Annotated in this window: 36 protein-coding genes; 10 read left to right on the forward strand and 26 right to left on the reverse strand. The window is 71.5% G+C overall.

The window, feature by feature from the left end:
- Positions 1–175: 175 nt before the first annotated feature.
- The 6 genes from RM446_RS23190 to RM446_RS23215 all read left to right on the forward strand — a co-directional run bounded on the left by RM446_RS23190 (position 176) and on the right by RM446_RS23215 (position 4,521).
- Positions 176–367: a hypothetical protein gene (locus tag RM446_RS23190; RefSeq protein WP_311547554.1), complete on the forward strand. Its 192-nt coding sequence runs from the start codon at positions 176–178 to the stop codon at positions 365–367.
- 102 nt (positions 368–469) lie between these two features.
- Entirely contained in the window at positions 470–694 is a 225-nt protein-coding gene (locus tag RM446_RS23195) for a hypothetical protein (RefSeq protein ID WP_311547555.1), read from the forward strand.
- On the forward strand, positions 694–1,707 hold the full coding sequence (locus tag RM446_RS23200; protein WP_311547556.1) for a hypothetical protein: 1,014 nt from the start codon (positions 694–696) through the stop codon (positions 1,705–1,707). Before RM446_RS23195 ends, RM446_RS23200 begins: the two co-directional genes overlap by 1 nt.
- A 183-nt stretch (positions 1,708–1,890) precedes the next feature.
- Entirely contained in the window at positions 1,891–2,076 is a 186-nt protein-coding gene (locus tag RM446_RS23205) for a hypothetical protein (protein ID WP_311547557.1), read from the forward strand.
- Positions 2,077–2,078: 2 nt separating this feature from the next.
- Complete coding sequence (locus tag RM446_RS23210) at positions 2,079–2,525, forward strand: hypothetical protein (protein WP_311547558.1); 447 nt, start codon at positions 2,079–2,081, stop codon at positions 2,523–2,525.
- A gap of 55 nt (positions 2,526–2,580) precedes the next feature.
- Positions 2,581–4,521, forward strand: a complete 1,941-nt coding sequence (locus RM446_RS23215; protein WP_311547559.1) for an FtsK/SpoIIIE domain-containing protein — start codon at positions 2,581–2,583, stop codon at positions 4,519–4,521.
- 198 nt (positions 4,522–4,719) lie between these two features.
- On the opposite strand, the gene RM446_RS23220 is transcribed toward RM446_RS23215, so the two are convergent.
- The 3 genes from RM446_RS23220 to RM446_RS23230 all read right to left on the reverse strand — a co-directional run bounded on the left by RM446_RS23220 (position 4,720) and on the right by RM446_RS23230 (position 6,157).
- Entirely contained in the window at positions 4,720–4,884 is a 165-nt protein-coding gene (locus RM446_RS23220; RefSeq protein ID WP_311547560.1) for a hypothetical protein, read from the reverse strand.
- Between the two features lie 206 nt (positions 4,885–5,090).
- Entirely contained in the window at positions 5,091–5,288 is a 198-nt protein-coding gene (locus RM446_RS23225; protein ID WP_311547561.1) for a DUF397 domain-containing protein, read from the reverse strand.
- Positions 5,289–5,302: 14 nt separating this feature from the next.
- On the reverse strand, positions 5,303–6,157 hold the full coding sequence (locus RM446_RS23230; protein WP_311547562.1) for a helix-turn-helix domain-containing protein: 855 nt from the start codon (positions 6,155–6,157) through the stop codon (positions 5,303–5,305).
- A gap of 191 nt (positions 6,158–6,348) precedes the next feature.
- Here RM446_RS23230 and RM446_RS23235 point away from each other — a divergent pair, with 191 nt between their 5' ends.
- The 4 genes from RM446_RS23235 to RM446_RS23250 are packed head-to-tail and all read left to right on the forward strand — an operon-like array spanning position 6,349 to position 7,292.
- A complete protein-coding gene (locus RM446_RS23235) occupies positions 6,349–6,681 on the forward strand; it encodes a hypothetical protein (RefSeq protein WP_311547563.1) in 333 nt (110 codons plus the stop codon).
- On the forward strand, positions 6,681–6,920 hold the full coding sequence (locus tag RM446_RS23240; protein WP_311547564.1) for a hypothetical protein: 240 nt from the start codon (positions 6,681–6,683) through the stop codon (positions 6,918–6,920). The genes RM446_RS23235 and RM446_RS23240 overlap by 1 nt, the downstream gene beginning before the upstream one ends.
- Positions 6,921–6,949: 29 nt before the next feature.
- The gene (locus RM446_RS23245) at positions 6,950–7,132 is read left to right on the forward strand and encodes a hypothetical protein (RefSeq protein WP_311547565.1); all 183 of its coding nucleotides are present in this window, start codon (positions 6,950–6,952) and stop codon (positions 7,130–7,132) included.
- A 4-nt stretch (positions 7,133–7,136) separates the two neighbouring features.
- Positions 7,137–7,292 (forward strand): hypothetical protein, encoded by a 156-nt coding sequence (locus RM446_RS23250; protein ID WP_311547566.1) that lies wholly within the window; start codon positions 7,137–7,139, stop codon positions 7,290–7,292.
- 146 nt (positions 7,293–7,438) lie between these two features.
- Here the strand turns inward: RM446_RS23250 and RM446_RS23255 are convergent, their stop codons facing one another.
- From RM446_RS23255 to RM446_RS23365, 23 genes are all read right to left on the reverse strand, one after another.
- On the reverse strand, positions 7,439–7,681 hold the full coding sequence (locus RM446_RS23255; RefSeq protein ID WP_311547567.1) for a hypothetical protein: 243 nt from the start codon (positions 7,679–7,681) through the stop codon (positions 7,439–7,441).
- Between the two features lie 100 nt (positions 7,682–7,781).
- Positions 7,782–8,600, reverse strand: coding sequence for an N-acetylmuramoyl-L-alanine amidase (locus RM446_RS23260; protein WP_311547568.1), 819 nt, complete (start codon positions 8,598–8,600; stop codon positions 7,782–7,784).
- Positions 8,601–8,664: 64 nt separating this feature from the next.
- Positions 8,665–8,991, reverse strand: coding sequence for a hypothetical protein (locus RM446_RS23265; RefSeq protein WP_311547569.1), 327 nt, complete (start codon positions 8,989–8,991; stop codon positions 8,665–8,667).
- A complete protein-coding gene (locus tag RM446_RS23270; RefSeq protein ID WP_311547570.1) occupies positions 8,991–9,458 on the reverse strand; it encodes a hypothetical protein in 468 nt (155 codons plus the stop codon). The genes RM446_RS23265 and RM446_RS23270 overlap by 1 nt, the downstream gene beginning before the upstream one ends.
- 13 nt (positions 9,459–9,471) lie before the next feature.
- On the reverse strand, positions 9,472–12,141 hold the full coding sequence (locus RM446_RS23275; RefSeq protein WP_311547571.1) for a hypothetical protein: 2,670 nt from the start codon (positions 12,139–12,141) through the stop codon (positions 9,472–9,474).
- Positions 12,142–12,154: 13 nt separating this feature from the next.
- Positions 12,155–12,514 (reverse strand): phage tail fiber protein, encoded by a 360-nt coding sequence (locus RM446_RS23280; protein ID WP_311547572.1) that lies wholly within the window; start codon positions 12,512–12,514, stop codon positions 12,155–12,157.
- Positions 12,511–14,523, reverse strand: a complete 2,013-nt coding sequence (locus tag RM446_RS23285) for a hypothetical protein (protein ID WP_311547573.1) — start codon at positions 14,521–14,523, stop codon at positions 12,511–12,513. Before RM446_RS23285 ends, RM446_RS23280 begins: the two co-directional genes overlap by 4 nt.
- A 2-nt stretch (positions 14,524–14,525) precedes the next feature.
- The gene (locus RM446_RS23290) at positions 14,526–16,916 is read right to left on the reverse strand and encodes a phage tail protein (RefSeq protein ID WP_311547574.1); all 2,391 of its coding nucleotides are present in this window, start codon (positions 16,914–16,916) and stop codon (positions 14,526–14,528) included.
- A 25-nt stretch (positions 16,917–16,941) separates the two neighbouring features.
- Positions 16,942–17,283, reverse strand: a complete 342-nt coding sequence (locus RM446_RS23295) for a phage tail assembly protein T (protein ID WP_311547575.1) — start codon at positions 17,281–17,283, stop codon at positions 16,942–16,944.
- Positions 17,280–17,675 (reverse strand): hypothetical protein, encoded by a 396-nt coding sequence (locus RM446_RS23300; RefSeq protein ID WP_311547576.1) that lies wholly within the window; start codon positions 17,673–17,675, stop codon positions 17,280–17,282. The genes RM446_RS23295 and RM446_RS23300 overlap by 4 nt, the downstream gene beginning before the upstream one ends.
- Positions 17,676–17,694: 19 nt before the next feature.
- Entirely contained in the window at positions 17,695–18,105 is a 411-nt protein-coding gene (locus tag RM446_RS23305; RefSeq protein ID WP_311547577.1) for a phage tail tube protein, read from the reverse strand.
- Between the two features lie 4 nt (positions 18,106–18,109).
- A complete protein-coding gene (locus RM446_RS23310) occupies positions 18,110–18,511 on the reverse strand; it encodes a DUF3168 domain-containing protein (protein WP_311547578.1) in 402 nt (133 codons plus the stop codon).
- 3 nt (positions 18,512–18,514) lie between these two features.
- Positions 18,515–18,886, reverse strand: coding sequence for an HK97-gp10 family putative phage morphogenesis protein (locus RM446_RS23315; RefSeq protein WP_311547579.1), 372 nt, complete (start codon positions 18,884–18,886; stop codon positions 18,515–18,517).
- A 2-nt stretch (positions 18,887–18,888) separates the two neighbouring features.
- Positions 18,889–19,224: a hypothetical protein gene (locus RM446_RS23320; RefSeq protein WP_311547580.1), complete on the reverse strand. Its 336-nt coding sequence runs from the start codon at positions 19,222–19,224 to the stop codon at positions 18,889–18,891.
- Positions 19,224–19,421, reverse strand: a complete 198-nt coding sequence (locus RM446_RS23325) for a hypothetical protein (protein WP_311547581.1) — start codon at positions 19,419–19,421, stop codon at positions 19,224–19,226. Before RM446_RS23325 ends, RM446_RS23320 begins: the two co-directional genes overlap by 1 nt.
- Positions 19,421–19,768 (reverse strand): head-tail adaptor protein, encoded by a 348-nt coding sequence (locus RM446_RS23330; protein WP_449657182.1) that lies wholly within the window; start codon positions 19,766–19,768, stop codon positions 19,421–19,423. Before RM446_RS23330 ends, RM446_RS23325 begins: the two co-directional genes overlap by 1 nt.
- A complete protein-coding gene (locus RM446_RS23335; RefSeq protein WP_311547583.1) occupies positions 19,765–20,370 on the reverse strand; it encodes a head-tail connector protein in 606 nt (201 codons plus the stop codon). The genes RM446_RS23330 and RM446_RS23335 overlap by 4 nt, the downstream gene beginning before the upstream one ends.
- A 6-nt stretch (positions 20,371–20,376) precedes the next feature.
- On the reverse strand, positions 20,377–20,829 hold the full coding sequence (locus RM446_RS23340; RefSeq protein WP_311547584.1) for a hypothetical protein: 453 nt from the start codon (positions 20,827–20,829) through the stop codon (positions 20,377–20,379).
- A 14-nt stretch (positions 20,830–20,843) separates the two neighbouring features.
- On the reverse strand, positions 20,844–21,836 hold the full coding sequence (locus tag RM446_RS23345; RefSeq protein WP_311547585.1) for an SU10 major capsid protein: 993 nt from the start codon (positions 21,834–21,836) through the stop codon (positions 20,844–20,846).
- Between the two features lie 37 nt (positions 21,837–21,873).
- Positions 21,874–22,650, reverse strand: a complete 777-nt coding sequence (locus tag RM446_RS23350) for a hypothetical protein (protein WP_311547586.1) — start codon at positions 22,648–22,650, stop codon at positions 21,874–21,876.
- A gap of 117 nt (positions 22,651–22,767) precedes the next feature.
- Entirely contained in the window at positions 22,768–22,953 is a 186-nt protein-coding gene (locus tag RM446_RS23355) for a hypothetical protein (RefSeq protein WP_311547587.1), read from the reverse strand.
- A 13-nt stretch (positions 22,954–22,966) separates the two neighbouring features.
- A complete protein-coding gene (locus RM446_RS23360) occupies positions 22,967–24,799 on the reverse strand; it encodes a VG15 protein (RefSeq protein WP_311547588.1) in 1,833 nt (610 codons plus the stop codon).
- A complete protein-coding gene (locus RM446_RS23365) occupies positions 24,796–26,316 on the reverse strand; it encodes a phage portal protein (protein WP_311547589.1) in 1,521 nt (506 codons plus the stop codon). The genes RM446_RS23360 and RM446_RS23365 overlap by 4 nt, the downstream gene beginning before the upstream one ends.
- Between the last annotated feature and the right edge of the window lies 1 nt (position 26,317).

Genomic DNA, 26,317 nt, shown 5'->3' on the forward strand with positions numbered 1-26,317 from the left:
CCTGATAAGGATGAGGCCCCAGGTTCAAGTCCTGGTACGCCCACCAGCAGAAAGGCCCCCCGATGGGGGGCCTTTTTTCGTGCCCGTGCGCCACTCGTGCGCCACGGCGAATCCCGCGCTCCGCCGTGCGCCACTTCTCTTGCGGGTAACGCTCATTACATGTATCGTCTGTTACGTGGAACCGAGCAACGGTCCCCCGACACCGGAGCAGGCCCGCGCCGAGCTCCGCGAGTGGGCCCGAATGAACCGCGACCGCGACCGGCGCGTCCGGCAGGCGATCGCCGCCGGGCTGCAGAAGAAGGAGATCCACGAGATCACGGGCATAGGCCGCCCGACCATAGATCGAATCCTCGCCACCAAGAAGTAGCGGCCGACCCTACCGGCCGACAACCGAAGAGCGGCCCCGCCGCGGCGACCCTACCGCCGGGCGGGACCTAACCCACCACCTGCGTAACCAGGAGAGTGAGCTGTGAGCGACCCTATCGCCGTAGCAGGCGCCGACGACAACCCTCCGCCTACCGGCGACACCCGTTTCACCCTCGGCCTGATCACCGACGTTCTCGCCGTCCTCGACGCCCACGGCTACGTCCGCGGCGGCCCCGCCGCCACCGGTGCCGCCGTCGGCACCCTCGCACGCTTGGTCGCCGACTACGAGGGCACCGCCGCGCAGCACGCCGAGGACGGTGAGCAGTGATGCGTCTCCCGTTCACGGGCGCCACGATCGGCGCCGACCCCGTGCGCGCCACCATCCTGGCCGCCGCCATCCCCTCGCTGGCGTCCCTCGTGCTGACCGCCTGGTCGCTCATGGACGCCCTGCCCGAGTCCGCCCCGTGGGGTGTGGGCCTGGCCGCCGGTGTCGTCCTCGACATCGCGCTGGTCTCCGCTGTGGCGATCGCGTGGGTCACTCCGGCCGTGGCCAAGCCCGCGCAGGTGGCCGGGTGGCTGATCGCCGCCCTGGCCGCCGGGTTGGTGGGCTGGCATTCGTGGCTGATCGACTGGCCCCTGATGGCGCTCGGCCTCATCCCGCTGGCCGCGAAGGGGCTGTGGGGGCTGGCGCTGCAGGCCCGCCTCGCCCGCCTCGCCCAGGAGGCGGAGGACGCGGAGGAGACGCGCGCGGCCGAGGTCGAGCGTGAGCGTCAGGAGGCCGAGCAGCGCCGAGCCGCCGAGCAGGAGCAGGCGCGCCGCGCCGCGGAGCTGGCCACCGACCTGACGCACGACCAGCAGGCCGAGATCGCCCGCCGCCGCCGCGACGCCGCCTACGCCCGGGAGCTGTCCGACGCGCAGCGCGACCTCGACGACGCGACCGCCGAGGCCGCCCACCAGGCGGAGATGGCGAAGATCCGGCGCGCGGCCGAGCAGCAGCGCGCGCTGGAGCGCGAGCAGGCCGAGGTCGTGAAGGAACGGCAGGCGCTCGTGCGGGAGATCCAGGCGGGCCGCGGCCTCGCGCTGGAGGTCGGCGACACACCCGACGACCTCACGTCCCTGCCCGACCTGGACGCCTCGCTGATGGGGTTCGGCTCGGCCCGCCCGCGGGAGCTGGAGCCGCGGCTACGGGAGCTGCTGGAGTACGTGGCGGCCGCCGAGGCGCCGTCGGTGCGCGGCGCCGCCCGCGCCCTCGGGGTCGACGCCGCCACCATCCGCCGGCGCCGCGACGAGCTGACCGAGCAGGGCTACAACGTCTCCGCGCTGAAGCGCACCCAGCAGTAGCCCGCCTCCCCGGGGCGCCCGCGCGCCCCGGGGGCGCCTCCCCCGGGCGGCGCGCCCGCCCCCTCCGCCGCGTGCGGGGTGGGCGAGCACGCCGGCCGAGGACGGGCCAGGCCAGCGAGCGCCCGCGGGCGAGCGCAGCCGGCGCCCTCCAGATCCACCGACCTCCGACCACTGGAGACCGCTATGCCCAACCGCCCGATACCTCTCGACAGTCTGGTGCCGGTCGCCGTCGCCTGCGTGATCATCGCCGCCCTGGTGGCCTTCGGCGCACCCGACCTCATCCTCATGCCGATCGCGGCGATCACTGTCCTGTGGTCGGCCGTGATGGTCGCCCGCCACTACCTGGCCAAGAAGAAGACGGAGGACTGATCTTGTACGGCTTCCTCGCCCTGTGCATGTTCGGCTTCGCCTACTGGCTGAACAAGAAGCTCCAGGGCAAGCGTCACGGGCTCATCGCGCTGCTGGTGGGATTCGCCGGGTCGATGCTGCTGTACCAGTCCCCCGCGTCCATGGAGATCGCGACGTGGTCCGACAACCACTTCCTCGGGACGCTCGCCTCCAACTTCGGCGGGTGGATCGGTGAGCCGCTGCCCACCGGGACCGTGTGGTCGGTTCTGTGCATCGGCGGGTTCGTCATGACGCTGGTGGACCTGCGCTATGACCACACCTACAACCCTTGGGCGATCGCGGCGCTGATCATCACGCCGGTCGCCGCGAAGGGGTCCGGGTCCGGTGTCGTCACCGGCTTCATCGACTGGCTGCACTCCGGCGGCGCATGGGTCGTCGCCTGGGCTGTCGGCGGGGCCGTCGGCTCCTGAGCGTGAAGCGGGCCGCCGGCGCTCCCGGCGGCCCGCGCTGGAAGAAAGGACCACAATGCCGGATCAGGACGACACCATCACGATGGGTGTGGTGTGGGAGGCGGGCGCCTCGGAGGCGCCCCGGGGGCGCGAGCTGGTGCACGTCCCCCGCCCCGCCCCCGCGGCTGACCGCCTGCGGGCGGCCGCGGCGACGTGGAACACCTATGCCGCGCTGGCGTGGTCGCGGCGGTGGCAGACCGCCGAGGCTTACGTGCAGGACCCGGATCTGTACCGGGAGACGGTGGACGCGGCCCGGGAGGAAATCCGCCGCGAGCGCGCCCAGGTCGCCAAGAAGCTCGACAAGGCGCGGATGCGCAAGGACGAAGCGCAGGTCAGGCTCCTGTCGGAGCAGCTGCAGGATCTGGAGCGGCGGGCGCCGTCAGCGTTGAAGATGGACGCGCTCACGCTCAAGGCGAGGAGCGGCCGGCTGGCGCGGCAGGCCGCTGTTCCGGCCGCGATCACGCTCGGGCCGGTCGCCGCGCTGGCTCTCGCGGGCATGTGGTGGCCGCTGCTGGCGTGGCCGGCCGCGTGGGTGTGGCTGGCGGTGCAGGGTCACGGCATCGCGGTGGCGGAGGGCGCTGTGAGTGCTGCGGAGGCGCCGGCCGCCGTGGAGCCCGCGGCTGCGCCGCCCCCCGGGGCGCCCCGGGGCGCCTCCTCCGACTCGGTGGGCGCCTCGGAGCAGGAGACCGCCATCCTCGGCCACCTCGCCGACTGGGACCGGCGGTCGGCTGGCCGCGGCCTCGACGGTGTCACCCCGGCCCCGCCGTCCCTGGACTCTCTCGGGATCCGGGTGGTGCTCGCGACGTCGGGCCGCATGACCCCGGAGAAGCTGGGCAAGCGGCTGCCGGAGGTGCGCGCCGCTCTGGCGCTGCCGCGCGGGGTGCGCGCCGACCTGTCGCCCGGCGACGTCGGCGACCAGGCGGTGCTGCGGATCCGCACCCGCACCCCGGAGCGGGACATGACCTGGCGGCCCGGCCGCGCGGGCATCGGTGTGGACTCCGACACCGGCCGCCCGGTTGTCCTGCCCAAGGGCCGGATGCTGATCGCGGGCACCAGCGGCGCCGGGAAGTCGGTGCTGCTGCGCGTGGTGATGGCCGAGGCGCTGTGCGCCGCCGAGCCCACCGCCGTCGTCTATATCGACCCGAAGGGCGAGGAGTCGGGGCTGTGGCGCGGGAAACTCCGCTGCGCGAACACTGTGGACGAGATCCTGGCGGTGTTGGCCGAGCTGGATGCGGAGTCCGACGAACGGTCAGCCATCATGCAGCAGCGCCGTGTCTCGTCGTGGGCACCGACCGAGGAGCGGCCACGGATCGTGGTGGTGGTCGACGAGGGCGCCGAGATCGTCTCCATGGACGCACCGCAGGATGACGTCGACCTGATCCGGCGGCTGCAACCGCTGGCCACCATGGGCCGCTCGCGCGGCATCGACCTGGTGTGGGCCACGCAGAAGCCCCTCCTCGGGTCGGGCATCCCGAGCCAGCTCAACGGCGTCATGCAGGACAAGGTGGTGCTCAAGACCGCCGGGCGCAACGAGAACAACCAGGTGCTCGGCGCCGACTGGTCGAGTCACGAGCTGGAGCTCGGCGGGAGTGCGCTCGCCAACACTGGCGGGCGCGGCCCCGACCAGGCGCCCATCCAGGTGTGGGACCTCTCCGACGACGCCGCGGTACTCGCGCTGCCCGACGCGCAACCGTGGGCGCACCGCCCCGCGGGGAAGCAGCCCGCCGAACCGGAGGGGATCCCGCCGGTGCTCGCGGCCGCCTTGGCGCTGTCCGAGGGCGCGCGGGGGGTGACCGGCCCGGAGATCGCGGACGGGTGCGGCCTGGACTTGGTGGACGTGCAGGAGGCGCTGCGCGCGGTCGGGGTGCTCGGCGACCGCTTCACGCGCGACGGCGTGCAGGTGCGCGGGTACCGCCGCGACGCGCTGGAGGAAGCGTCTCGGCGATACGCGCAGTGAGCAGACAGGCGGGTGTCTGGGGGGTGTCTTCTAAGACGGGCGGTAGACACCCCCTAGACGCCCCGCTGACCTGCGGAAAAGTTGATCTTAGACGGCCAAGACGCCTATGCAACCGGAAGCGCACCACACGCGTTTCCGCAGGTGGGCGACGCGTCTAGGGCATGCGTCTGCGCAGGCACCCGGGCGTCTAGGTAACGCTCAGTCCGTGGGGCGCTTGAGGACCGCGCGGATCTTCGGTCCCCTCCGCTCGTCGGGCAGTACGACCTCGGACACCAGTTCCCACCCGGACCGGCCAAGGCTGTCCAATCGTCCCTGGCTCAGCCCGTACTCGTGCTCCTCGACGCGGTACTCCCAGCGCTGCACAGCGGCCTCCCGGTGTGTGGATGAGTCGAGTGTAGGCGGACGCCCGCCGCCGCCACTGTTCAGAATCGAACACTCGCCGGTATCGGCCGGCAGCCCGCCGCGGAGGGTGGCTGCAATCCCCCCGGCGGGATACCATCGGATCGGTTCTGGTACGAGAAAGGCCCCGGCAGGCGAACCTGCCGGGGCCTGCCTCATGCCGGGGCGGCTTACATGCCGCCGGACTTCAGCCCTTCGACGAATGCCGACCACTCGGCGGCGGGGAACTCCAGGTGTCCGGCCTCGCGGTCCTTCGTGTCACGCACCGCCGAGCCGCCCGCGAAGTCGGCGACCTCGACGCAGTCGTTGCGGGTCGCCGAGTAGCTGGACTTGCGGAAGGTCAACGTCTGGTTCTGGTTCTGGTACATCGGGTTCTTCCTACTTACTGGTAATGGTTCTGGATCAGGGTCCGCATCCGCTCGGCCGACGCCTCGGGATGCAACGCCATCACGCGGATGTCATCCCAAGCGTCCCGGTACGTCTCGACCTCCGGCGACTCCTCCAGGTACAGCCCGTCCGTCCGGTTCTCGATGTAGACGATGGACGGATCCGCCGGGTTGGGGAAGTCGAGGAGAGTGAACGATCCGGCGGTGCCGGGATGCAGGCCGACCTCCAGGGGAAGTACCTGTACTTTGATCGTATTGACCTCCTCCGAGACCTGGATCAACTTCTCGATCTGGGCGCGCATCACATCCCGTCCACCAGCCGGACGCAGGAGAACAGACTCGTCGATCACGGCCCACAGCCGCGGCGCGTCCTCGCGGTCAAGGATCTCCTGCCGCTCCATGCGGGCATCGGCCGCCCGCTCGGTGGCCGCGGCATCCTGGGTGTGAACCGCACGATCTGAGGCGGACGCGTACTCGCGGGTCTGCAACAGCCCTGGAATCACCATGGACTGATACGTCGAGATCACCGATGCCTCAGCCTCGAATCCCACGTAGGCGCCGGTCAGCACGTCGCCGTAGCGGGCCCACCAGCCCTTTTCGCGAGACTGGCGCGCGAGCGTGACGAGCCCTTCGCGGACCTCCTCAGAGGCGCCGTAGAGGTCGGCCAGGGCCCGCACGATCACCGGGTCGGTGCGTTTCCACTTGTTCAGCTCCATGTTGGTGAGCCGTCCGCGCGACCATCCGAGGCGGTCACCTACCTGCTCAGCCGTGAACCCGGACTCCTCGCGCAGTCTTTTCAATTCGGCGGATAGCCGCCGACGTCTCACGGTCGGGCTGTGCCTGTCCGCCACGGTCCGTGCTCCTCGCGTCTTCCGGCGCTTTCGTCCTGCGGCGATGGTAGATCACCCCTTCGGCCAAGGTTTTGCGGACAGCATCGCATCACTCCGAACCTTTGTATTGAAAATACTGCGCCGGTGTGCTCACCATGGGGTCACCAGAACCACGCGGCCTTACCAGCCGCCCGTCCCCGCAGGGGGTACGCATGCGCAGACTGTCCAGGATCGTCCAGGAATGGCGCGACAGGGTCCTGCCGCCGCCGACCGGCCGCCACGCCGCCGCAACGGCGCCCGCGCCCGCCCCGGAGGTGGAGGCGCCGGCCGAGCCGCCCGCCACCCAACCGATCCCCACGGTGCCGCTCTACACGCGGCGCCGCATCGTCCCCCCGTGGGCGCCCCCCGCGGCGCCCGCCGACGACGGGCTCGACGACCTCCGCGCCGCGCTCGCCGGGCCGATCCGCGCGCTGATCGCCGACCGGCCCGACCTCGCCCACCCCGCCCCCGACGCGGGCACAGTGCGCGAGCTGGCGGTGCGGTGATGGCCACCCTCCCCACCCCGCGCGCCGAAGACGCCGAGGAAACGCACCTGTCCGTGCGCGACGCCGCGCGGCTCGCCACCGTCGCCGGGCAGCTCCACGCCGCCGCCTACGCGGTCCGCGACGACCAGCTGCTCCTGCGCGCCCTGCTCGACGACGCCCTCGACAGCATCGACCAGGTCCGCGGCCGCGACAGCCGCTGCGCGCTGGCGCGCGCCCGCACACCCCACCAGCAGCCCTGACCCTGCGACACGGACACCGGGGGGGATCCGTGCCCACATACCGCCTGCGCGTCGAGCTGGAGCTGACCGACGACCAGCTCACCCAGTACCGCGCCGAACACGACCTGCACGCCACCGACGACCCGCGGCCCCACCTCGCCGCCACCGTCCGCGACGAGCTGACCGGGCTCGGCGAGGACCGCGGCTGGTGGCACACCGCCCACGTGACCTGACCTGATGAGAGGGGCCCTGGTGCCCGACCCCGACCACGACGACCAGCCGGAGGCCACCGGCGCTGACCGGCCCGACCCCGACCCGCGGTACCCGCACCGCTACCAGGACGACCCCGACGACGGCACCTCGCCCTGGTTCTACGCCGGGTTCCAAACCTGAAGACCGGCCGCGCCGGGACCGTCCACGTCTTCCCACCGGCGCGGCCACCCGCCCCCTGCCCCGTCCTCCCGGGCAGGGGGCACCCCACACGAAGAACCGCCCCCGCCCCTCCCGAAGGAGGAGCGGGGGCGGTTCTGTTCGGCTGCCTACTGGATTGACGCGTCCTTGCTCGCGCCTTCCAGGCGCCGCTGTATGTAGGCCGCCAGCGCGGTGACCACGGCGGTGCCGATCGCGGTCGCGGCGGCGGGCCAGTCCACCAGCTCGCCGGGGGTGACAGTGTCGACGACGACGGTGGCGGCGGCCACCAGGACCACCGACACGGCGCCCTGGGCGATGGTGCGCCAGGACCGGTTGGTGGCGTCCTGCTTGGTTTCGCGGGTTGCGGGCATGAGCGGCCTCCTGTCTGTCCGGTGGACCATGACGGCCCTCCACATGAGTGAGCCCCGGCCGGAAGGCCCGGTCGGGGCGGTCGTGCTTGGGGGCGGGTGGCTATTTGGTGAGGCGCAGCTTGCCGCTGACGTCGACGGTGTCGGGCAGGGCACCGCCCGAGGCGGATCCCACGGTGTCGCGCACGATCTGCTCGACCCACCCGCGGATGATCTGCTTGGCGGCCCAGCCGCTGACCCAGTCGCCGAAGTCCTGCTCGGAGCCCTCCGCCTGGCGCGCCCCGAGCACAGCGGACTCAACGTCGCCGCCGTATTCGCCGTCGACGCCGTACTCGCCGACGTCCTGGCCCTGCTCCTTCAGTACGATCTGCAGGAACTTCACGTGCTCGCGCTTGCCGGTCTCCGAGCCGTCGCCCTTGCGCAGGTTGATGATCATGTTCATGGCCTCCTCGATGACCCCGACTCCGCCGGGCATGCCGTCGTCGACCCAGGACTGCAGGTTGCTGCCTGGGCAGGATGTGCTGTTCACGTCGCCGTGGGTGCGCTTGGGCAGCGCCCGACCGGCGCGCTCGCTCGCTTCGTCGTACAGCGCCCGGATCGTGGCCTTGGCCGCCGGGGTCGGGCTGTTCTGGCCGATGTAGCAGATGCCGATGCCGCTGGTGTTGTGGCCCACCGCGTGGGCGCCGGCGACGGTCCACCCGCGGCCCTCGTAAGCGGCGCCGTCGTCGTCAACGAGCAGGTTGTAGCCGATGTCGGACCAGCCGCGGCCGTCGAGGTGGAAGTCCTGGATGGAACGGACCGTCTGCGTGGTCGGGCCCGCCGAGTGGTGGACGACCACCTCGGTGCGCTGCGACCACGACACGTATGACCGGTCACGGGGGGCGCGTGCCCCCCACTCCGACCGGGAGATGATGCGGACCATGCTGTGTGCCTCCTGGCATGCGAGCGCCCCGACACCGGGCCGGGGCGTATGCGGGCAAATCGGGTCAGGGGTCGGAGCGTCGGCGGAGCTCCGCCATGTGCACCTCGGTGCGCCGGACCGCGTCCTTCAGTGAGGAGCCGTCGTTGGTGCGGACCTCGTGCTCGACCGCGCCGAGACGGTCCTCTATCGTGCACAGCCGCTCCATGACGCCGGGACGCGCCTCGACCCCGCGCCGCGCCGCCTCACCTGTCCAGTCGTCGAGGAAGTGCCCCACGCGGCGGCCGAACGTCCAGACCTTGCGGGCCGCCGCGATCAGCACCCCGGCGGCACCCACGACGCCGGCCGCACCCAGCAGCCACGGGCCCGCCTCCGCCAGGCTGCCCGGCCACATCAGTCCACCTCATAGCGGCCGGACATCAGCAGGAAGTTGCCGTCCTCCCAGCCGTGGCCGTCCCACCCGCCGGCGCTGAGACCCGAGGTCTCACCGTCGTCCGCGACCCGCACCAACCCGGTGTTGTACAGCAGCACACCGAAGCTGTACCGGTTGGTCGCGGACCCGATCTCGATGATGCAGGTGGCGGTGCCGCCGATGTTGGAAGAGCCGCCGTAGGCCTTGGGGGCGGCCGGCAGCCCGAAGTCGTAGGTGCCGTCGCCGTCGGAGGTCGTGCTGCCCCACACGATGCGGACCATGAACTCGATCGTCGACCCGATCTGCATGTACCGGAACGCCAGGGCACCGTTGCCGATGCTGGGGTTCGTGGTGGAGGCGGTCCACGCCCCGCCATAGTCCTGCCACACCCCGGCCGTCTCGCGCAGCCGCTCCGCGGTGGTTCTCATCCCGGCGAGCCACTGGACCATGGCGGCCTCCTCTCTACAGGGCGACGACTGCGGGCGCGGCGAGCTCCACGGCCGTGCCCTCCGTGTGCGGTTTGCTGATGCCGTTGACCGAGCGCACGACGGTGAACTCCTGCAGGTCCCCGAGCGGCGCGGCGGCCGCGGTGACGGTCATGACCTCGCCGCCCACCCGGATGTCGAACGGGAACTCGCCGGGCAGCGCTGCCGAGGCGATCCAGGGCGGCCCGTCGTACACCTCGACGTCGAAGCTGGCCTGCCCAGCGGTGATGTCGGTCCACAGCCGCGACCCGGACGTGTCGGCCCGGTCGGGGCCGCCGATGGTCGCCGGCGCGTACACCTCGCCGACGGTGTAGGCGGCCGCGTCGCTCGCGTTGAACACGATGTTCCAGGTGAAAACCGAGATGGTCTCGGTGTAGCCCTGGATCAGCAGGTCGATATCGCGCGGTGGGAGCCACTCCGGCGGGTTGATGACCCGCAGCCAGTCCCCGGAATCCCGGGACGTGACGTCGTCCACCAGGAAGCTCTTGTTGCTGAGGTCGACGCGCACCTGGGGGTAGCGGGCCTCGTCGACCGTGCCCAGATGCACCCGCCACGCCGCCTGATCCGCCAGCTGGTCGTCGTCGGCGACGTTGAGCGTCACCGACTCGTCGTAGACCCCCACCCCGTCCGGAGGCGGCAGCACACTGAGCGGCCCGGTCTCCTGCACATGCCGCGCGCTGGAGCCGCCCTCGCGTTTGACCTCGACGTCGTTGCGGATGTGCTGGTCATCGTCGATCGGCTCGAACGGGTCCGAGACGTGGCCCGCGCCGTAGTCGATGAACAGGGTCGTGCCCTGCTCGGTGTCGACACCCCCGCCGAGCACGATCCCGCCGGACGCGCCGATCGTGGTGCTCTTGGACGCGGCGGCCGCGCCGCCGAGCGTGATGCCGCCGGAGGCGGACACGGTGACGTGTTTGCGGGGCGAGGCCGACCCGCCGAGCACGATGCCGCCGGAGGACGCCGGACGGGCGTTCCTGGACGCCTGCGCGGTGCCGCCGAGCACGATCCCGCCGGCAGGCGAGACCACTACGCCGTCGGAGGGCTCCTCCGCTGGGCCGATCAGCGCCGCCGTGTCGGCGACCGCCAGGTAGCCCACGTACACCGAGGTGGGCAGGCTGCTACCGGAGACGCGCGCCGTCGACCGGTCCACGTCGATCGCGCGCAGGATCTCCGCGCCCGCGCCGCCACCCGCACCGAACGTCCCCACCAGGGAGTCCAGGCCGACGTCGGCGGCGTAGGCGTCCCACTGGCCCGCCATCTCGTCGCCGTAGAACCCGTCCGCACCCCATTCGGGTGCGGGGTACCCCTGGTCGATCAGTTTCTGCTGGTAGTCGGCCACCCGCTGGTCGAAGGACCCGTTGCCGTAGGGCAGGTAGGAGCCGAACGTGAACGGGTACCCGGTCAGGTTGTTGGCGTCGGCCGAGGGTGCGAAGCCCGCCAGGGTCGCGGTCCGCGGCGTCGACTCGTCCTGCCCGAGGTAGGTGTAGATCGTCGTGTCGGTGCCGTCACACAGGACCTCGACGCGGATGAGCTCGTCGTTGAGCGCGTGCGCTGACCCGCCCAGCGACACGTTGACGCCGGCGGCGTCCAGGTCGAGCGGCTGCATCCGGAACCCGATGTTGCCCGACCCGGTCTCGTAGACGGTCAGGGCGTAGTCGCCGAGCCGGACGAGCCAGCACCGCTCGTTGAACAGGTCGTCGTACTGTTCGTTCCACGTGTTCCACCCGGCCGGGAAGTAGGCGTAGAACCGGATTGCCCACGGCGCACCCGGTATCGAGAACGCCAGTTTGGGTTGCGGCCCGGCTGAGAGCCCGTCGTCGCGGGTGGTGCCGTCCCGGTGGTTGCACTGCCACAGCCGGACCATGGTCTGACCCGAGAACACCTGCTGGGTGTCGGAGTAGGCCGCCTGCGGGCTCAGCCCGGTGCCGGTGTTGTTCGCGTCGGAGACGGTGACGGTGCCCGTCTGCGCGGAGGCGGCCAGGGTGGCGTCGGTGACGGCCGCCCCGTCCGCCCCGGTGAGCGTGTTGTCGGTGGTGATCGTCGCCGGAGGCGGGGCCACGGGCCCCACCGGCGCGGCCGTGTCGGTGATCACCATCTCGTCGGCGTGGACGCCGCCCGCAGAGTAGTCCTCGATGAACGCCGACCAGTCACCGGACGGCGCCGACGCGAGGGTGCCGGTGGCGTCCACGTCGGGGGTGGTGCCGTCCGGGTCGGTGACATAGGCCTGGACCGTCCAGGCCGTGCCGTCCACCAGGATCTCAAGCCGGAAAGCGGACCCGTCGGTGGGCAGCACACCGGTCTCGGTGCCGCCGGGGTGGTCCAGGTCGCCGTTGCCGCGCACGGTCGCGGCCATGATGCTGCCGGTGTCGGGGGACATGGCGATGTCGAGCGCGTCGTCCGAGGCGACGCGCAGGTACATCCGCCACGCGGTGGTGCCGGTCGGCCAGTCGGGCGGCTCGACGCCGTTGAAACTCCCGACGCCGGGGCCGCCGAGGAGGATGGAGGCCGACCCGGCGGCCGACCATGAGGTGTCGTAGACGACGGTGCCGTTGACCGCCGCCAGGGCGTCGCCGTGATCGGCAGAGTTGGTGGTGGTGACCGCGACGCCGTCACTGCCGTCGAGGGTGTTCTGCCAGACGACCGCCACGCTGCCCCCTCTCCTACGACGGGTCGGTGGCGGCGGTCAGCGTCGCCGGGTCCACCGTCAGCTCGCCGGCGGCCCCGTACTCCTCGGGGACGTCGAACGCGAGCGCGCCGTAGAAGACGGTCTCTCCCGAGTCCCAGAACCCCACGTGCGTCACGGTCGTCGAGGCGGGCACCGTGAACGTGGGGATGGACGTGGACGACAAGCTGCCGCCGGAGGCGGTGCCCCACGTCACCGACTGGCGGGCGTAGCCCGACCCGGCGAGCTCGTTCGAGCCGGACGCGTTCGGCTGCGCGCTGTGCAGGCTGGCCACCGTCGCGTTCGCCGCGACCTCGGACAGCGCCGCCTCGAAAGCGGGCCCATAGAACACGGTCATTCGCCTACTCCTTCTGTGCGGCCGCGGTTGTAGAGGGTGTCCCGGCCCCGGTAGGCCAGGCCGAGCGCGGCGCGCTGCTCCGACAGGATCCCGCCGTCGGCGTCCGCGCACTCGGTCAGCACGTCCAGATACGACGCGGCCGGCTGCGCACCCATCCGGGTCGCCGCCTCACCGGAGACCACCATCGGCACCCCGGCTTGGGCGGAGGTGCGGGAGATGCGCTGGCGCGCGGTCTCGCCCGGGAAGCCGGCGACGGCGCCGAAGTAGCCGCGGGTGGTGGGCGCGCCCCACACCGACAGGTGCCCGAAAGCGAGGGCGCCGACCAGCTCGGTGCCGAAGGTCGTGGAAATCGAGGCGACCCGTCCGGGACTCCCGGAGAACGTGCCGGTGGTGCCGCCCCCGGCACCGTCCTCGTCGACCCAGAACAGCGTCCAATACACGTCGCCGCCGTCCTCGCGGACATTGAGACGCAGTTGCCGCCACACGTCGAGGAACGCGACCCCGGTCCCCTGGACGTCGACCGCGCTGGAGTCCAGCACCGCGTCGTCCTCATCGAACGCCTGCAGGACGATCAGCAGGTCGCCGGAGGTGGTGCCCGTTCCGAGCGAGACGCGCCAGCGCACCGCCCGCCCGGAGCTGGCCACCGACAGCATCTCCTGGTCAACGCCCTCCGGGAAGTCGTCCTCCGCCAGGTAGTAGAGGAGGTCGACCTCCCACACCCCGGTGTCGGTCATCTCGATGGCGGGCGAGACGAATCCTCCGCGGACCCCGGTCACGACCGGCAGCGGCCCGGACCCGGGTGGCCCGTCCTCCTCGGCGAAGGTGAGCCCCTGCACGCGCAGCGGCTGGCCGCCTTCGAGCCCCGAGGCGGCCGACAGGCCCGCGTCGGGCCCGTCCTCCAGCGGCCAGTACGCGAGCGGCTGGTGCGCGGGGATGGTGGCCGCCAGCGCCGACGGCGCCGCCGCCGACCCCTGGGAGAGCCTGCGCAGGATCCCGCTGGCGGTGATGGGCACCCACACGTCGTTGCCGGACAGGTCCCACCGCATCGGCCACTCGCTGACCTCGCCCACCATGCGGGTGCGGATGTCGGGCGGGGTGGGTTCGCGCACCTCGAGGTCGGAGAACTCCAGCAGCGCGGGCACCGGCGTGTCCAGCGCGGTGATGCCGCCGCCCACCGCCACATCGCCCGCGGCCAGGTAGCCGGTGGTATAGCCCTGCGCATGCCACACCTCAGGCTCCTCGGCCCCATCCGGCCAGACGCGCATGCGCACCTCCGGGCCCGTCGCGAGCACCCGCAGCCGCAGCCAGCCGCCCGCCTGGGCGGTGACGCCGGGCGCCACCTCCTCCGGGGCGGGGGTGCTGGCGGGGGTGAGGATGGACGTGGACACCCGCAGTCCCCCGTCGGGCCGCCCGGTGTCGGTGCCGATCGTGACCCCGAAGAACAGGCCCTCGTTGGTGTCGGGGTCCCACCGGACGTACACGCCGGCCTGGATGCCGCGGTAGGCCTCACCCACCGGGGCGGTGTCGGTGCGGATCCGCACCGTCAGGTCGAGGTCGGCCAGGCCCGCGTCGAGGGTGACGCGGCGGATGGCGGAGACGGCGTCCACGGTGATGGTCCCGACCCCGCCGTCCACCGAGAAGTCGGCGACGTCGCCGGCGTCGACGACCCAGGCCTGACCCGAGTCGGCGCTGCCCCACCCGTCGGCCACCGTCCGGTCGAAGGAGTCGACCAGCACCGGCGACGGCGCGGGCGGAGGAGTGCCGACCCGCACCCGGATCGGGGTGTTGCGGCCGATCAGCCCGTAGTACGGCGAACCCGGATGCCGCGGCGAGTACTTCCCGTGCCGGTTGTTCAGCAGCAGGCTGCACGTCGTCGGATCCACCGAGGCGCCCTCGTCGCGCCTGCCGCGGTTGATCGTGATGTCCTCCGACGTGCGCACATCGGAGGTGATGTCCACCCACTCCGAGCCCGCGCGCATGTGCACGCGGGGGTTGATCTTCCCGGCCACGCTCACCCCCTGATCTCGGCCGCGAGGCCCGGTGTCGTGCGCAGCAGCTTGCGGAACATCCGCTTGAACTCTTCGTCGGCGCCGGTCACGTCGATGACCACGCGCGTCTCCGCGCCGCCGGTGTGGCGCACCGACCCGGTGACGTTGCGGGGGATCTCCCGCGTCACGCCCTGCAGGGTCGAGCGGAGCCCGGGCAGCGCCTTCTCGACGCCGCGGCCGAGGCCGGCCATCAGCGCCGCACCGGAGGGCTCCAGCAGCCTCATGTCGACGGACATGGGGCCCTTCCAGTCCGGGATCATCCCGGTGATGGAGCTGAACTTGGCTTTCAGCTTGCCGATCATCCCGGTGACGCCGTCGATCAGACCCTGGATGATGCGCCGTCCGGCGCTGAGCAGGAAGTTCTTCGCGTTCGACAGCGCCGACTTGACCTTGCCGGGGATGGACGTGACCAGGCTCATCATGCGGCCCACACCGTTGGACACGGCGTTCTTGATCGCGTTCCACGCGCGGCTGGTGAGGCTCTTCGCGGCGTTCCACGCCCCGGAGATCGCCGCCTTCGCGACGCTCAGGTAGCGCTTGACCAGGTTGACCGCGCCGGAGATCAGCGCACCGATCTTGGCCTTGACCCACTGCCAGGCCGCGGCGGTCGCCGCCTTGATCTTGTCCCAGTGCTTGATGATCAGGCCGACGGCGAGACCGACCGGGCCCAGGATGATGCCGAGCAGCAGCATCCAGTTGGACTTGAGCCAGTTCAGGACGAACTGGACAGCCGCGGAGATCGCGGACTTGATCCATTCCCAGGCGGCGGTGACCGCGTTGACGATGCCCTGCCACGCGGCGACCGTGACCTGCTTGACCCACTGCCAGGCCGCGGAGATGGCCGCGACGATCTCGTCCCAGTACAGGATGATCAGCGCAACCAGGGCGATGACGGCGGCGATGATCCAGGCGATCGGGCCGAGCCCGATGATCCACGCCAGCGCCATCCGGGCGGCTTGGATCATCGCCTGCACACCCATGAGCACCCAGGCGGCGACGTAGCGGGCCGCCGAGACGACCATCTTCGCGGCCGCCTTGGCCATGGACGCGATCATCTTGGCGGTGGCCGCGGCCACCTGCGCGGCTGCGCGGCCGGCGGCGGCCCCGACCCTGCCGAACGCGGACGCGATCGTCTTCAGCCGTCCGCCCGCGGTGGCGGCCTTGCCGAGCTTGAGCAGCCCGCCGGAGAGCATCTTGATGCCGCCGTACAGCGGCATGATCTTGCCGGAGACCGCGCCGAGCACCATCGACCAGGCCAGCATCTGCGTGATGGTCGACTGCACGGGCCCCGGCAGGCTGGTGAAGGCGCTGGCGATGGTGCCGATCACGGAGGCGACCCCGGGCAGGATCGCCAGCAGGTCAGTGAAGATCTGGTTGAGGGTGGTGAAGATCTGGCCGAGCTGCTCCTGGCCCTGCGCACTGTTGGCCCAGGTGGCCCACTGCGCGGTCAGCTGGGTGACGGTGTCCAGCAGGGACGCGCCGTCCACACTGGCGGCACCGAAGATCCCGGCCAGCAGCGAGCCGAGGTTGCCCGCGATCTCGCCGAGCTGGGCGAGGACGTCGCCGGCGCGCTGGACGATGCCGGTCATTCTGGCCGCGCCCTGCTCCGACGTCAGGAACGCCGCGGCGCTCTTCAGCGCGCCGGCGGCCCATTCGTTGAAGCGGGTGATCAGCGGCAGCCCGACGATCGCCAGCTGGGCGAGGACCGTCAGTAGCGGGCCGACGACACCTGAGAAGGAGCGGGTGGCCTTCGCGGTGCCGTCGAAGATGTCGGCCATCTGCCCCTTGAACAGGGGCGTCTTCATGGTCGCGAGGGCTTCCTTGCCCAGCCCGTTCAAGGCGGAGGCGACCGCGGTCATGCCGCGGCGTGCTGTCGGCAGGATCCCCTGCGCGAGCTCGGAGAGTTCCTTGCCGAGTCCGGCGAACAGCTTCTGCTGTACGGCCTGCTGGATCGGCTTGAACTGCTCGCGGATCCCAGCGAAGCTGCGCACGAACTTCTGTGCGCTGGGCGCCAGCTTGTCGAGGGCCTTCTGCAGCTCCTCGCTGGTGCCGCCAGTGGCGACCATCGCCTCGCCCACACCGGACAGGCCGGCCGCGAGGGTGGCGACCCCCGCGGAGGCGACCAGCGCGGCCGCGGGCAGCGCCAGAACGGCGCCGGAGGCGGGCCCGGCGGCGGCGGCCAGAGAGGTGAACGCGGACGCGCCGGCCGTGATGGCGGTGAACTTCCCGAGCTTGTTCAGCTTGTCGAGGCGGCCGACCAGTTGGTCGAGGCCGCGGACCGCCTTCTTGGCGCCCTTGTCGAACCTCTTGCTGTCTAATCCCAGCTTGACCAGCAGGGATGCCACTGTCGCCACGCGGGATCACCTCCCGCCTGACGCGCTATTCAGATGGTTCGTCGGCGACCGTGCCGCCCAGCTCCGCATTCGCCGCGCGGATCTGAGCCCACATGTCCTCGTCGGACTGGTAGTCGTCCCACTTGGGCAGCAGTTTTTCGGGGTCGATGGCCTTCGACCCCTTCTTCCGGTTCACGTTGTAGATGGCCGAGGTGATGACCGCCATGTGGATGTCGCCGCGGCGCTGGCCCAAGGGGCCGGCGCGCTTCTCGAACGCGATCCACTCGGACAGCTCCCGGGAGCTGATGCGGGCGAGGAGTTCCTCGACCGTGTAGCCGAGGTAGCCGGCCAAGCGGAAGTAGAACTCCCGCTCTGGCCGGCGCCTCATTCCCCCAGCAGCTCGTCGACGTCGTCGTCGGTGAGCCCGGACAGCTTCTGGCACGCCTCGAACACGCGGTTGAGCACGGCGGCGTTCTTGCGCCCCAGGGCCGCCACGTCCGCGGTGCTAAACACCTGGTTGCCCTGGGCATCGACCACGCTCTTGGCGACGAACTTCGCGCGGACGTTGTCGAGCTTGAGGCGCTTGGTGTTGCCCGCAATCTCGGACTCGAACTTATCCCTCTCGGTGCCGGTCAGGCTGCGGATGCGCACCCGGCCGCCCCATTCGGGGACGTCCACGTGGTCGTACTGGGCGTCGTCGGCGCCGAGGATCTGATCGCGGCTGAGCAGAGGCCCCTCGGCCTCGGGCTGGTCGCCGTCCTTGCGTGTGCTGTTGAACACTGTGTCTTCTCTCTGCTGATCAGGGGGCGGGGGTGATGATGGGCTCGCCGGAGACCTGCCAGGTGATGGTCGCGGCCATCTGCCCGTCGACAGGCATCTCCCGCTCCCAGCCGTTGAGGACCGCGTCGAACGCCCACACCTCGCCCTCCGGGGACTCCATCTCGTAGGAGACGGGGTCGGGGTTCTTGAAGTCGCCGTAGAGGGTGTCGTGCTTGGCGGGGTCGTAGTGGACCTCGACGGACACTTCGCCGCCGTCGACCAGCCCGCCGATGAATTCGCGGAAATTGCTGGCGCTGTCGTGGGCGGTGACGTCGTAGGTCTCCCGCTCGGAGTTGGGGCCGCCGAAGTTGCCGACGTTGCCGATGGGTGCGAAGGTGCCGGCGCCGTCGTCGCGGCGCAGCTCGGTACCGAAACCGTCCTTACCTGCCATTGCTCTACTGCTCCTCGCTGAGCCAGACCCGGAAGCGCACCGGGCAGTGTCTGATCTGTGGGTCGGGGTCGCGCATCATCCGGTGGTGCTCCCGGTGGATCGACGACATGGTGAAGCCCTCGACTTGCAGCGGCCGACGGTCGAGGAGCCGGTCCAGGTGGGCGAGGATGCGCGCGCACTCGGCATAGCCCGGGTACTTCGACCAGATGTGCAGCACCAAGGACACGTCGAGGCCCTGGTTGTCGTGGGTGTCGTCGAGCTCCTCGATGACCTCGCCGAGCGTCACGTGCGGGTACGGCGAGTCCTCGCGCACCTCGTCGAGGACGGCGGCGACGGCGGTCAGCGGCGGATCGGAGGACAGGCGCGCGACGACGGCTGTCTGCAGCGGCCAGGCGCAGGTTGCCATGGCTCAGCCGCCCTCGACCTTCTTCTCGAACTCCTCACGCACCCAGCCCCTGATCTGCTTGTTCGCCTTCTTGGCGTTGGGGTACATGAACGGCTGTGCAGGAAACGCGGACGTGCCGAACTCCTGGAACTGGCCGTAGTACTCGTCCTTCTCCCACACACCGACCTTGGCGTCGGCTGTGGCACCCGAGCCGGACCGGCGCTTCTCCAGCGCCGAGCCGAGGTCGCCGGAGTCGATCGGCACGTCGGCGATCGCGCCCTCGTACATGGTGTCGGCCCACTTCTCGGCAACGACGTCCATGGTGTCGTGCATGTCGGTTGTCAGCCGGGCCAGCGCCCGCCGGGCCGCCCGCGCCCCAATCACCCGCACGCTCATGGTCACCCCCTCGGCAGCTGCACGACGGCGACCTCGACGCCGGTCGCGTCGTCGTAGGCCACCGAGGCGCGGCCGGTGGCCGGGGCGCGGTAGACCTCCCCCAGCGGCACGATCGCGACGGCGTCGGCCGCCACGGTCCGGTCGACGTCAGCGATGGCGATGCCCTCGACCGTGCCGGGTGTGGTGATCGTCAAGGTGTGGGGCGCGGCGTCGGTGTTGCTGACCAGCAGCACCAGGCCGCGCCCGGTCGGTGTCTCGTCTCCGCCCGGTGCGGCAGCAGTCCAGGTGACCGCGTCCAGCCCCGCTACGGGCACGCTCTGAGCCGTGATCGTGGCCATCAGTCCTCACCGTCCTCGTTGCCGTCGTCGGCGGTCTCCATCTCGTCGGCCACGGCGCGCAGGAACTCGGCGATCTGCTCGCCGACCGGTTGCCCGCGGTCGAGGGTGATCGTCCCGGCCTCGGCGGTGTGCTCGCCGACGGAGATCCGTACTGGCAGCTCCACCTCGGCCGGCACCGCAATGGTCGCTGTCGCCATCAGGTGGGTGTCCCTTCTGCTTGGTGCTCGCGGCAGTCCGCGCGCTTGTAGATCTCGATGGAGGGCTCGACCACCCACAGCACCCGGAAGTAGCGACCGCCGGTGCGGATCTCGTCGCCGCGGCGCACGTCCGTCCCGGGCCGGAAGTAGACCTGATGGGTCAACTCCGCACCACTGCGTTCGGCGCGCTCGCGCTCGGTGGCGTGCGGCTGCGACATGCGCGCGGGCACCCGCTCGTGCATCGGGCCCCAGGTCTCCGAGAACCCGCCGCCGCCGTCCGGGGTGCGGGTGACGCGCCATATGTCCACGCGCCGATTCAGGCGGTGGCCGATGCTGCGGCGCCTCACCGCGACCCCACCACCGCGGCGCCGCCGCCGAACCGCTCGGCGAGCCGCTGACGCAGGTAGTCGGGCAGCTCCATCTCGGTGATCAGCCCGCCGTCCCCGTAGGAGACGCTGTAGTCGCCGATGCGTTCCTGGGTGACGGCGCCGGCCGCCAGGCCCTCGCCGCCGTCCCCGTCGCGCCAGGCGTTCAGGGTGGCGGCGACGATGCGGCACACCAGCATCACGATGTCCTCAGGCACCGCCGGCATGCCGTGCGTCAGGGTGACCTGCACGGTGGACGGTTCGCCGCAGGTGGTCTGCCACCCGCGGCGGCGCCACAGGTCGGTGGTGCGAAGCCGGTAGTCGGTGACCTCATCGCCGTCGAGGAGCACCTGCGACACGGCGGTGATGGGCGGGCCGGGCAGGCGCAGCCATACGCCCGTCCGGCCCTCCAGCTCCACGGTCGAGGTGATCTGACTGATCGGCACCCCGGCCGCGTCGCGCACGGCGGCGGACGCGGCCCGCAGGTACCGCTCGACCATCGGTTCCTCGTCGTCGGCCACGGTCAGGCCGAGCTCACGGGCGTCGGCCACCGTCGCCAACGGGTCCAGCGCCACGGCAGCCACCCCCTCCTATCCGGCTCGCTTGGCGAGTTCGGTCCGGATGCGTTCGGCGATGTCGGCCTTGGTCAGGGGCTGCATCTCTGTGCGGTCCAGCCCGAGCACGTCGGCCGCGTAGTCGACGTGGCGCGGCTTGGGCTCGCTGATGGCCGGCGGCTCCGCAAGCGGCTGATTCTTCTCGGCTGCGGGCTGCTCCTCCGGTGCGCCGTCGCCGGGCGCCGGGGCGTCGGAGGCGGCCGCGGGCTGCTCGCCCTCGGCCTCCCGCGCGCCGTCGCCCTGCTCGCCGCCGTCGTCGTCGCCCGGGTCGCCGGCGCCGGGCAGGGTCTCTCCCGGAGCCAGCGCCACACCCTCGGTGCGGATACCGGTGAGGGCCGCGGCGGTGGCCGGGTCGTCGACCTCGGCCACCCCGTCGCGGAACCGCACCTTCAGCGCGGGCAGCCACAGCTGCGGATACCGAGTGCTCACGAACTTCGTCATGATCAGCTCGCAGACGTGGTCAGGTTGATGATCTTGCCGTGGGCCTTCTCGTTGCCGTACTCCAGCCCGACCTCGCCGTAGATCTGGGTGCGGTCCGACGCGCCGACCTTCGCGAGCTGCTCCTGGAACAGGAACCCCTTGCCGGGGATCGGCAGGAACCGCGGCGCGCACTGCTCCAGCGACACCACCGACAGCTCACTGGCGGGCATGTAGCGGTTGAGCATGATGTTCAGCCGCCCGAAGTCGGTCTCGATGGTCTGCAGGTTCACACCGCCGACGTTGCGGGTCTGCTCCTGGTAGTTCTTGTCGGTCACGAAGATGCGCGTGAGCTGCCGCTTCTGCCACGCGTTGGCCATCACGGTCGCCGTCTCCGACTCCGAGATGCCGCCGTTCTCCCACACCGACTGCATCAGGCCGAGGATCATGTCCTCGTCCAGCGGCTGGTCGGCGGTGCCGTTGTTGGCGTCGACCGCGTTGGTGGTGATCGCCGCCATCAGGCCGCGGGTCTTGCGGGCGGTGGCGTTGTCGGCGGGCTCCTGGAACGTCCCGGCGATGAACGTCGCCTCGACGTCGCGGGCGATCTGCTTGAGGGCCTGGGCGATCTGCCACGAGTGCTCGTCAGCGACCGCGTTCATGCCGCTGAGGCCGGCCGCGTGCGGGTGGTTCGACCCGGTTCCGGAGAACTGCCCGGTGGCGGCCTGCTTGGTGTAGGACGTGTTCACGGTCTCCTGGTGGATCTCGACCACGTTGGAGACGCGGAAACGGGACCGGCCCTCACCCGAAGGCGCGTCGGCGCCTTCGAGGCGCTGCCGGTCGGTGGCGGCGTCACGCAGGTCGTAGCCGCTCCACGTGAAGATGGTGGCTTCGGCGGGGCGGCCGCCGGTCAGCCCACCGATCGCGGACAGGAACGGGGTGTCCTCCGGGGTGACGGCGAACAGTTCGCCGACGTAGTTCGGCAGGTTGAACGTGGTCCCCATGCCGGTGATTCCGGGCACTGGTCCTCCTCATGCTGGCCCGGCACAGGGCCGGGGATTACTTGGTCTGGTTGAGCTTCTGGGTCTTCAGCCCGATCGCGCGCATGGTGTCGCCGGCCTTCTCGGCTTCGGCGATCTGCTCGTCGAGGCTGGGCTGCTTGGAGCCGCGGCCCTGCCCGCCGTCGCCGCCGCCCTGGAACCGCTTGTTCGCGCCGGCGGCCAGGTACGGCTTCGTCCTGAGCAGGTCCTCGATGGCCTCGCCGATCTCCTCCTTGTCGACGTCACCGGAGTCGTTGACCTCGAACTGTGTGAGGTCGATGAACCGTGCGGCGTCGGCCGGGTCGGCGAGCTTGCCGGCGGCGGCGGCGCGGACCTCCGCCGAGACGATGCGTTCGTTCGCCTTGCCCATGACCTCGGCCTGGGCTTTGCGCCGGATGGTCTCGGGGTCGTCTTCGCCGCCCTCGCCGCCCTCCTTGGAGGCTCCGTTGCGGAGCTTCTCCAGCTCGGCCTCGGCCGCCTGCCGCTTCTCGCGCTCTTCCTTCCACTTCTTCTTCTGGGCGTCCAGCGCCTTCTTCCCGGCGTCGCCGAGCTGGTTGGCGTCCGGGTCGCCGTCTCCTCCTGCGTTTCCGCCGTCGCCGTCGCCGCTGCCTCCGTCGGGGTCGGGGTCGCCGGTCCCGCCGGCGGGGGGCTCGCCGCCGTCCCCTCCGCCGCCGTCGGGCGGCGGGGTGGTTCCGTCGCCGCCGAGCACCGGCCAGATCGGGGCGCCGTTGCGGCGCCACCCGAGCGCGGTCAGCCCGGTCGCAGGGTGGGCAGGCAGCTCAATCGTGTTGTGCATGGTGATCTCCCGTTGCGGGTGTTCGGTCGCGCGTTGCGCGCGCCCGGGCATGGCTCGGCCCCGGCAGCGTTGCGCCACCGGGGCCGGAGGTGAAGGGCCCGCCGAGCGGGCCGGGTCTCAGCCGGAGTAGTCGATCCTCATCGGCCGGACGGTCTCGTAGCCGGTCAGCCACGCGCGCCACAGCATCCGCTCGCGGGCGGTCGCGGCGGCCGGCCGGTAGGGGTTGGCCGAGAGGGCGTCGCCCTGGCGGGCGGCGCGGACGCCGGCGGCCCGCGCGCGCAGCAGCTCGGTCGCTACAGCCACAGCGGTCCCCCTCTCAGCGGTTGTAGTCGCGGCCGGGCCCGGACATGCGGCCCTGCTCAATCGAGGTCACGTACTCCTCGAACGTGAACCTACCGTTCTCGTCCCACCAGCGTTTCAGCTCCTCGCTGGCCCACCGTTCGGCGCGCGCCCGCGGTCCGGAGAACAGGGACACGGGGTCGACGCCCTGGCGGCGGCCCTCGTTGGTGAGCAGGTACCCGCGGGTGGCCTCCTCGGCCTGGTCGACGCGGCGGGCTACGTCGAGCTTGTACTGCTCCCTGGCCACGTCGCGGAAACTCCGCCGGTCGCCCGGGGGCCGGTACTCACGCACGTACTCCTGGCGGCGGATCTCCTCGACGGTGCGGCCCTGCACCTCAGCGACCGCCTGCTCCCAGGGGTAGCCCTCCTGTTCGACGAGCCGTTCGATCTCGGTGTACTGCTCCTCCTCGCGCTCGCGCCGCTGCTGCTGCTCGTCGGTCTCGTCGTCGGGCACCTCGGCCTCGGCGGGCGGGGCGTCGGCCAGTGCGGCGCGGCGCTCCAGCTCCGCCTCGATGACCGCGGCATCCGCTGCCCGGTCATCTGCCCAGGCGTCGCCGAGCATCGTGGCCAGCCGGTCGTCGGTGACGTACATGAGGTCGTCGGCGGTCACGCCGCGATCCACGGTCGCGGCGGGTGCCGGGGGGTCGGCGGGCTGGTCGCGCCGGTCCAGCTCGGCGACGAGCGCGGCCATGCGCGGCGACTCCACGTCCCCGGCCGCCAGCAGCTCACCGATCTCGGTTTCGAGGTCGGTGTCGCTCATCGCCGGCGGGTCCGGCAGCGCCGCCGGTGCCAGGGCGGCCGGTGGTTCGGGTGCGGGCACGTCCGGTTGCACCGGACTGGACCGCGCGGAGACGACCGGCGCCAGGTAGCCGTAGCGGATCAGCCCGTCGATGGCGGCCTGCCGGTCGCCGTCGGCGTCGGCGATGATCTGCTCGGGCATCAGGCGTGCCTGCGTCGAGCGGGCGTAGCGCTGCCCGGCCTGCCGGACGAAGTCGCCGCCGCCCATGCGTCGGGCCGCGTAGCCGCGGCGGGTGGTGCCCTCGGTGGTGGCCACGCGCCCGCCCGCGACGGACATGCCGCGGCGGGCGTTGACGACCTGCCCGATGTCGGCGCCGTCGCGGATCGCGGCGGCCGCCGCCGCACCGAACCGCCGGTCCTGCTCCTCCGCGGTCATCGCGTCGAACAGCTCGCGCGGGTCGATCATGCCGGGCGGCTGTTCGCCGGAGCGCAGCGGCAGCGTCACGCAGTCGCACCGCGGATGCCGTTGAAACCCCTCCGACCAGGAATAGGTCTGCCCGGCGAGCAGGATGCACCGGGCGCACGCCGGGAGTGTCACCACCCGGGTGTAGGCCACACCGGCGGGTCTGCCGGTCAGCCCGACCAGGTCCGCGACCCGGCCGGCGTCGGTCACCTGCGTGCCGACGATCATCTCCAGCGCGGTCGCCGCGGCGCCGAGCGCGTCAGCGACCGCCCGGCCGCCGGCGAGGTAGGCCAGCGCGGTGATGACCGGCTGCGTCAGCAGCGTGGGCAGGTCCCGCCCGTCGGATGCGACCCCGGACAGGGCGCCGGGGGCCAGCCGAGCGAGCGTCTCGCCCGGGATGACCTGGTCGAGGTAGTCGTCGCCGAGGCGGGCGGCGGCATACTGGGCGGCGGTGGTCAGTCCGAGGATCTGCGGCAGGGTCGCACGCCATGACCCGCGGATGTCGGCCGGGTCGAGCCCTTCTCGGAACACCTCGCGGGCGCGGCGGGCGGCGCCGTGGGCGAGGTCCACCTGGTCTGCCCGATGCTCCCGCGCCTGCGCGACGGTCACGGGCCCGGCTCGGCCGCCGGTTCGCCGGCTGGCTCCGCCGCGGGCTCGGTCGGTGGTTCAGCCGGGGCGCCGCCGCTGCGGCCCATCTCGTCGACCATCGCCGCGAGCGGGTCCATGCGCGACTCGTGCTCACGCATCTCCATGACCCGCGCCACCTCCTCCGGCTCCAGCCCGTACTGCTCGGCGATCCACGCGAAGGGGAACCCGATCTGCTTGAGCTTCATCATCGCGTCGACCTTCTGACCGAGCGCCCGGTACTGGGGGTCAGCCCACAGCACGGTGCCGCCGCGCATCGCCCTGGCTTTGGCATCGTTGTCCAGGACCAGGTAGGACAGCGCGTGGATCTCGCGGACGTCCGGGTTGGCGTAGACGATGCGCTCGCCCGTCTTGCTGACGAGGCCCGTCTCCGCGCTGGCGAGCGCCTCAGCGGAGAGGTTCGCGATGCGCCCGATCAGGTAGTGCGGCGGGGTGCGGGTCTGGGCGGCCACGTGTTCGATCGCGCGTTCGATCACGCTGGAGAATACGTCCAGCCGGGCGGCCGACCATTCCGACGTGCTGGCGCTCTCGCTGGGGATCCACAGGATCCGGTCCTTGACAAGCTGGTCGAGGTCCAGCGGTTTCTCGTCGACCTTCTGCCCGTCGGAGTTCAGCACCGGCACCTTCGGCATGTCGGCGCCGGTGACGACCCGTTGCGGCAGGGTCGCGTAGTCCAGCGCGTTCATGAGGTACGCCCACACCAGGTTGATCGCGTTCTGCATCGCGATCACACCGTCGATGTCGGAGATCGGCGCGTCGTCGAGCAGGGTCTGGTTGCGGAACTCCACCAGCGGCAGCGCGCCGAGCGGGTTGGGCACCGGCCAGGTGTCGTCTTTCGCGGACTGGCGCGGCTCCCACCCGCCGCCGGCCTGGACCGCGGGGTCGGGCCGGTCGCCCTCGGGGACGACGCGGGCGGCGGCCCGCCGCCACTTCCACAGCGCCTCGGGGGTGTAGAGGGTGGCGTACTCGTACTTCTCGTCGCGCCACAGCTTCAACCCTGCGGTGGCCTCCCCGGTTTCGGGGTCGTGGCGCACCACGCACTGGTCGGCGCGCTCGAACGTGATCCGCGGGGTCTGCTCGTCGCGGGGGTTGTTCCACACCAGGGCGTAGGAGCGGGCCGCGGCAAGCATGACGGTCAGCGCTTCCGAGCTGGTGCGGTCGCAGGCGTTGTCCCGCCAGATGCGCTGCATCTCCTTGTCGGCGGCGGTCTCCCCGGCGGGGCGGATGCCGAGGATGTTCATCCGCTCCGCCGGGGAGTTGATGACCGGTGCGCACCAGTTGTCGGCGAACCCGTGGAACCGGTCGCCCATGTAGGACTGGAACTCGTCCGAGGCGTACACGAGCGGGTGGTGGCCGCGCAGGTAGTTCAGCCGATTCTCGATGACGGGCTGGCGTGCGGTCAGCTCCGAACCGAGGCGGCTCAGCTGCTGCAGCGCGGCCGCGGTGCCGTCGTCCATCTGCACCCCGTCGACGTCGGGCACG

The sequence above is a fragment of the Streptomonospora wellingtoniae genome (assembly GCF_031845375.1).
GTDB classification, from domain to species: domain Bacteria; phylum Actinomycetota; class Actinomycetes; order Streptosporangiales; family Streptosporangiaceae; genus Streptomonospora; species Streptomonospora wellingtoniae.